This window comes from Microcoleus sp. PH2017_35_SFW_U_B, from assembly GCF_020737865.1.
Classification (GTDB): Bacteria; Cyanobacteriota; Cyanobacteriia; order Cyanobacteriales; family Microcoleaceae; genus Microcoleus.
On record NZ_JAEQDE010000074.1, the window covers coordinates 22849 to 29486 of the forward strand.

Annotated in this window: 4 protein-coding genes; all 4 read left to right on the plus strand. The window is 42.9% G+C overall.

Features of this window, described 5'->3' with window-relative positions; all coding sequences use genetic code 11:
- The first annotated feature begins 192 nt into the window (after positions 1-192).
- Positions 193-810: a Uma2 family endonuclease gene (locus tag JGK36_RS21015; RefSeq protein WP_366516588.1), complete on the plus strand. Its 618-nt coding sequence runs from the start codon at positions 193-195 to the stop codon at positions 808-810.
- Between the two features lie 282 nt (positions 811-1092).
- Entirely contained in the window at positions 1093-1872 is a 780-nt protein-coding gene (locus tag JGK36_RS21020) for a hypothetical protein (RefSeq protein ID WP_293184185.1), read from the plus strand.
- A gap of 511 nt (positions 1873-2383) precedes the next feature.
- Positions 2384-5353 (plus strand): SUMF1/EgtB/PvdO family nonheme iron enzyme, encoded by a 2970-nt coding sequence (locus JGK36_RS21025; RefSeq protein WP_293197905.1) that lies wholly within the window; start codon positions 2384-2386, stop codon positions 5351-5353.
- Positions 5354-6020: 667 nt separating this feature from the next.
- The coding region (locus JGK36_RS21030; protein WP_293197907.1) for a transposase at positions 6021-6638 on the plus strand (618 nt) is incomplete at its 3' end.

Below are 6638 nucleotides of genomic sequence, written 5' to 3' on the forward strand. Positions count from 1 at the left end.
AATTGGTTGAAAGCCCGCCCGCCGGAGCGGGAGAAATTAAAATCAGACTATTCATTACTCCAATCCTCTTCGTTCTAGGTCAACTGTCAACTGTCAACTGTCAACTGTCAACTGTGGTTGTGCGGTATCTGCCAACAAGCTGCGACTGGCTAGCTGCCGCATATTCAAGGATTTTTTCATGTTTTGGCAGATATGATAAAATCGATACTAGCAGTAAAATTGGTGAATCAGATGACAAGTTTTAGTGTAGAACAGTTAGATTTAACTTTGGAAGAATGGATGCAAAATCCTCCTGACGGGACGGAGTGGGCAGACGGTAAAGTGATAGTCAAACATCCTGTAGAATTTGTGAATGGAGAAGTAGTAGGGAAACCGGGAATGACTGCAAAGACTCGTCGCATTCAATCAAAGCTCGATTATTACTGGAGAAGTTACATGATCTCAAGCGCCCAAGGGGGTGAGGTTTATGTGGAAGTCACTTGTCAAACTCTGAAAAAAGGGCGAATACCCGATATATCTTATATTACTCCTGAACTGTTAGCACAAGTTGGAGAGTTTTCAGTTTTGCCGCAGAGTTTTCCGCTGGTAGCTGAGATTGTTTCACCTAATGATTTTGCTGATGATGTTTTTGCAAAAGCACAGGAGTATTTAGAGTCTGGTTGTTTGGAAGTTTGGCTGCTATTTCCAAAGAGTAGTTGGGTGTTAGTAATTACTCAAGGTGCGACAGTTTTATTTAAGCCTGGTGATGTGGCGAAGACTCAGCTTGTGTTGCCCGGTTTTAGTGTGGCGTTGGATGAGTTGATGGCGTAATTTTGCGGTTAAAACAACACGTCTCAATCACTTCTATAACTAATTAAAATTTTTAGATAAAAGCCTTTAATTGTTGACATAAATAAATATCTATATCTGTCATTGCGAGGAACGAAGCAATCTTAGTCTTGGCGATTGTTTCGTTTCTCCCAATGACAACCTTCCTTAATTTAACTTTATAAATCTATATCTACCCTGTAAAATAACTTTTTGTAGCCGTCATATATAAATTTGAAAATTTACGCTACAATCAAGACATCGCTATGATTTTGGTGACTCGCCATGAATAATCATCTTCCCGATGCCGGACAAAATAGCCCGCAATTTCAACTCAATGATTTTCTGCAATCTTTGGGCATCGACACGCCGCATACCGTTCAACATTCAGATCCACATTTAGACCTGAGCTTACCACAAAATCATTTACTCGATTACTCTCAACAGCCTAATTTTGTTCACACGAACCAACCAGACATTTTACCAGATTTCTCTCAATCTGGATGGACAGACTATCCCCAACATCAAGACTTTTCTCACCAACATCAAGACTTACATCAAATATCAGCCCTAGACTCACAGCATCTAAATCACCCAGTCAACCAACCAGAAATCATTCCAGATTTCCACCAATCTGCATGGGTTGAGCACCCGCAACATCAAGACTGGCATCAAACATCAGCCCTAGATTCCCATCACCAACAACCTTGGACGGTCAACTCATCCTATGCAACTGTTCCTGGGGGCGATCGTACCATGAACGGCCCCCACATAGACATCCGGGATGACGGCCACATTTATCTGCATCAGCTAAACGGTCACACCGTTGATGTCGGTGATGTTCGAGGGCATACAATGTATAATTCATCTGGGTGGGAAGTCGGTTACTTCAAAGACAATGGAGAAGTCTATAAATATAACTATTCCTCAGCGGACAATTTTATCGGGAAAATAGAGAATGGTCACATTTATAATGTAGACCATAAAGAAATAGGACGCGCCGATACAAATCTAGAGGGTGCAGCCCACCTATTATTTGCAGTGGGAGGCGGCGCAAAAACTTAATTGATGAATCATGGTTGCGCGACGGCCCAGAAACCGGGTTTTTGGGGAGAATCTCACTTTTGCTTTACGGTTCGTAGTGAGGACTTTAGTCCGCATTTCTGTCGGGTAGACGAGAGGCCCAGAAACCGGGTTTTTTCCCAAATACTTCGTTATTACGAAAAAACTCCCGAAAAAACCCGGTTTCTTGGAGACAAAGTAATACCAAGTATGAAAAATCAATGCAACAATAATATTGGTAGGGTGTGTCGCCCTTGATAATACAAAAAAAACAGAAAATCTTACAGCGACGCACCAGCGTGACAATACTTGAGTACACAAACTCAACTAAGATTTTTTAAATTGGTATACTTGGGCCAGCTTTAGTTAGGGCAGATAAAATTACTGCCAACGAGTCAGTTTTTGACAGGAAGTTGGGCGAATTACCATCATAATTGAGCAAATTAGTCAGTTTAGCTTTGAAATTTTCTCTTAATCTTGTCAACTTTAAACATTAACCACTGGAGGAAATATTATGACCAAAGCATTACCAGGAAAGAAAGGAATTTGGGATCACATAAAAGATACTTCCAAATCCATATTTATGCCAGAGAAATATCGGCAAGACCGCCAAGCAGAAACTGGCATATCTATTGCTACAATTAATTCAGAAACTGCCATTGATAACGCCAACAAACAACGAGAATTACAACAAAAAATTACCATCGTTCAAAACTTGCAACATCAAGCTAGTCTTGATGTGACAAGAGAACAAGGCGATTTAAACCGAGGCTTGCAGAAATACCTCGCCGAAATGAATATCGCATTTCAAGCCCATGAAGGCACGCTTAACCGCGAATTACAAGACAAATTAGCCCGACTCAATCGGGATTTTCAAGCCAATGAAGGCAAACTCAATCGCGAACATAGCGCCCAACTAGAAGTTTTTCGCGCTGAATTGCAAAAATTCTGCATCGCCGAACAGCGTCAAATCCAATTAGAATTAAAACAGTTAGACGCACTTTTAGCACGAGAAATTGCTCAGGTAAATCGCGAAACAGCAATTGTCGCCATTGTCAAGCAAAAAAACTTAGAAAATTCGCCGATTCTAGTTACCGCTGAAAACATTATTGCCAACATCAATCCCGAAGATACTCCGATTTTACGAGTTTTCTTGTCACCGCCAGTCTTGACTCACGATGCTGCTAAAGGAAATCAAAATTTTCCGGTATCTGAGGAGTTTTTAAGCAATTATTTGCGAAACTTCCTAGATAAGTATATGAGCGATGGTCGGCCAGTACAATTTATGGGCGGTTCTTGGCGGACTAATGTTTTTCGGGAAGAAGCGGCGGCGGAAAACTTATTTGCAGGTTTGCGCGTGATTCCTACTCTGATTTTAGACTCATCTGCTACCCATGATAAGTTTTATCTGCGTTTTGGCTTTTGGCATATTAATTTCACAAAGTATCGCTACAAAACTCCAATCAATCAGTTACCTTGGGTTGAGACATTGTATGATTTTGCCAAACAACGGGCGGTCAATTGGCAAACAAAACGACAAGCGTATATTGACTCTGGTAAACCTGTTGCTGATTTCGATCTCCGTTTTGGTGAAAAAGCAGTTAAACGCCATCAGCAAAATTTACGAATCTTGGAAATTGAACGGGATGCCCTGGAAGATGGAGAAGATTTAAGCGAAATTAATCGTCCCTATGAACTCGACAGCAAAAATGATTATAATGATTTAGCAGAATTTATTGGCATTTGCCATGCTTTAATCGCGGGCTTAATTGTTGATGAATATTGTCTGATGTTTTTGCCTCCAGATGAGCGAAAAACACCTTTTTTACCGCAGTTACTCCCGGAAATGTTGGCAAAGATGCCCGCCGATGAACAGAATATTCTGACGGAAATTGCGGTTGGTTATTATCAGGGATTGTATGATTATTTGGCTGAAGAAGAGTCGGCACTGATTGCTGATTTGCGTTTGGATTTAGCTGTCTCACTATTGGTTTTGGCTGACAAGCAGTGGGCTGCTGCACAGTTGTATTTGTCTGTTCAAGATTGGTTGAGGCTGCATGGTTTGGCGATTCCTGAACAAAGTCAGTTATTAAATGTTTTGGCTGCGGCTTTGACGGTTGATGATGAACCCTATGTAACTAAGCTAAATCAATGTTCGCGAGGTTTGGAGGCGAGTTTACAATTAAGCATCATTGAGTGTTGTTGGCAAAGGGGTTTGCAACGGGCGAAAAATGGGGAATATTCGGCGGCGATTGCTGATTTTCATCAGGTTTTGCAGTTAGATGGTTCTCGCTTTGAGGCGAATTTGCAGCGCGGTTTGGCTTACTATCAAATTGTGGAGTATCAGGGCGCAATTGCTGATTTTGACCAAGTATTGCGGCTGAATCCGAATGAGGCGAGTGTTTACCACTATCGCGGGTTAGTTTATCAGAAGTTGGGAGAGTTGGAACGGGCGATCGAAGATTTTAATCGGGCGTTGCAAATCAATCCGAGTTTACCGGGTGTTTTGCATATTCGCGATGTGGCTTTGGCTGTATTGGAGGAGAGAAAACGGGAGGCGGAAGGGAAACGCCAGCGTCAAGCAGCAAAGGAAAGGGAACGCCAACGCCAGCAAGCAGAAGCGGAACGTTTGCGTCGGGAGGAAGAAGCTAGCAAAGGTAAAGCATTTATTTTTGAAATTATCACGGTGGATAAGTACGGGAAACAAACTAGCAAGCAGTCGGGGAAGGCTTATCAAAAAGAGGAAGATTTGGGTAATGGGGTGAAACTGGAAATGGTGCATATTCCAGCGGGTAGTTTTATGATGGGTTCACCGTCGGGAGAAGGTAACGATAATGAACGCCCGCAGCATCCAGTAACTTTTGCCCAGCCATTCTATTTAGGGAAATATGCCATTACTCAGGAACAGTGGCAAGCGGTGATGGGCAATAACCCATCGTCTTTTAAAGGTGGGAAACGGCCTGTGGAACAAGTAACTTGGAATGATGCGGTAAGTTTTTGTCAGAAGTTGTCTGAGAAAACTGGAAAAACCTATCGTTTGCCGAGTGAGGCTGAGTGGGAATATGCTTGTCGGGCAGGTACGACAACAGCTTTTCACTTCGGGGAGACTGTTACTCCAGATTTAGTTAATTATGACGGCAATAATCCCTACGGTTCTGCACCAAAAGGACTTTATCGTCAAGAAACTACTCCGGTGGGAAGTTTTCCCCCGAATGCTTTTGGTTTGTACGATATGCAGGGCAATGTTTGGGAATGGTGCGCTGATCCTTGGCATGGTAATTACAATGGCGCGCCATCTGATGGTACTTCGTGGACAACTGGCGGAGATAGTAACCGAGTGCTGCGTGGTGGTTCGTGGCTCGACGATGCGGTCCATTGCCGTGCTGCCGCCCGCAACTACAACTCTGCGGGCAACTCGTACAGGGGCAGGGGTTTTCGTGTTGCGGTAGCTTTGGCTGTCCCTTCCTCCCTGTCTTCCCTGTGAGGACTCTTCTTTGCTCTTTTGCTCTTTTGCCCTTTGCTCTTTTTCCTCTTTTCTCTCTGGCGCGAAGCGCTAAAAAAAATTTTTTTCAGGAATTGGGCATGGCGGTGAGAAACCGGGTTTTTGTTTTAAGATGGGGTTGCGGCGCACAGATTTTGCCAAAAACCCGGTTTCTTTAGGCGGTTAAACTCATATCTTGCACCAATTCAATTAGGCATTTTTCGTGGGATTGGGGCGGGTTTATTTAACCTATCTGCTTCGTTTAAAGCTGTTGGCGAACCCGCCCCTTGTATCTTAAAAGAGTCAGGCGATCAAACCGTAGACCGCAGGCTATAGAACCGAAGACACGGTTGTAATCAAACCGCAGACACGGTTGTAACTGAATCCTAACACGAGTAAATATAAAGAAACCATTAAATTTTCTTGCCTATAGGTACAAATGACAGTAGAAAGTGTTGTGATCGGACATCAGAAATTGGTGAAGTTGGCCCGCCCCGAGTGACTATCACAAGTCTGTTGTGTAGATAAGCTCCCATTACTGATGACAGGCGCATACAAAAAAACTGGACAGTATCTTAGGCGCTCGTTTTCACGGGACAGCCTGCATTTATAAGGTTAGTTAAATTGCCTGTCATGTTCTTTCATACAAACAGGGAGCTTGGAGCAAACAATGACACCGACATTTTTAGGCATAGATATCAGTAAAAAAGACTTTCATGTTTTTTTACTGAAAGAAGAACGTGGCTCAAAACCCAAAAAGTTCACGAATAATACCGAAGGGTTTGAGAGCTTAAATCAGTGGCCGGGAAAACAAGGTGTTGAAGAACTTCATGCCTGCATGGAAGCCACGAGCATTTACGGGGATGCCCTAGCTGAGTTTCTGTATGAAGCAGGCTACCAGGTGAGTGTGGTTAATCCGGCTCGGATTAAAGGGTTTGCTAAAAGCGAACTTTTACGTACCAAAACTGACTCTGTAGATGCAGCATTGATTGCTCGTTTTTGTGCGGCGATTAAACCGTCATTTTGGAAGCCAACTCCGCTCGAAGTCAAGGATTTACAAGCTTTATTGCGACGACTAGAATCTTTAACCGAGATGTATCAACAGGAAGAGAATCGTTTGGAAACAGCTACAGAAACCGTAGCTAAACTTACGAAAGCTCATTTGGAATACATTAAAGAACAACAAGCCGAAATCAAAAAAATGATTAGCGATCATTTTGACCAACATCCGCATTTAAAACAGCAGCGCGAGCTGTTGACTTCGATTCCAGGTATTGGAGAACAGACG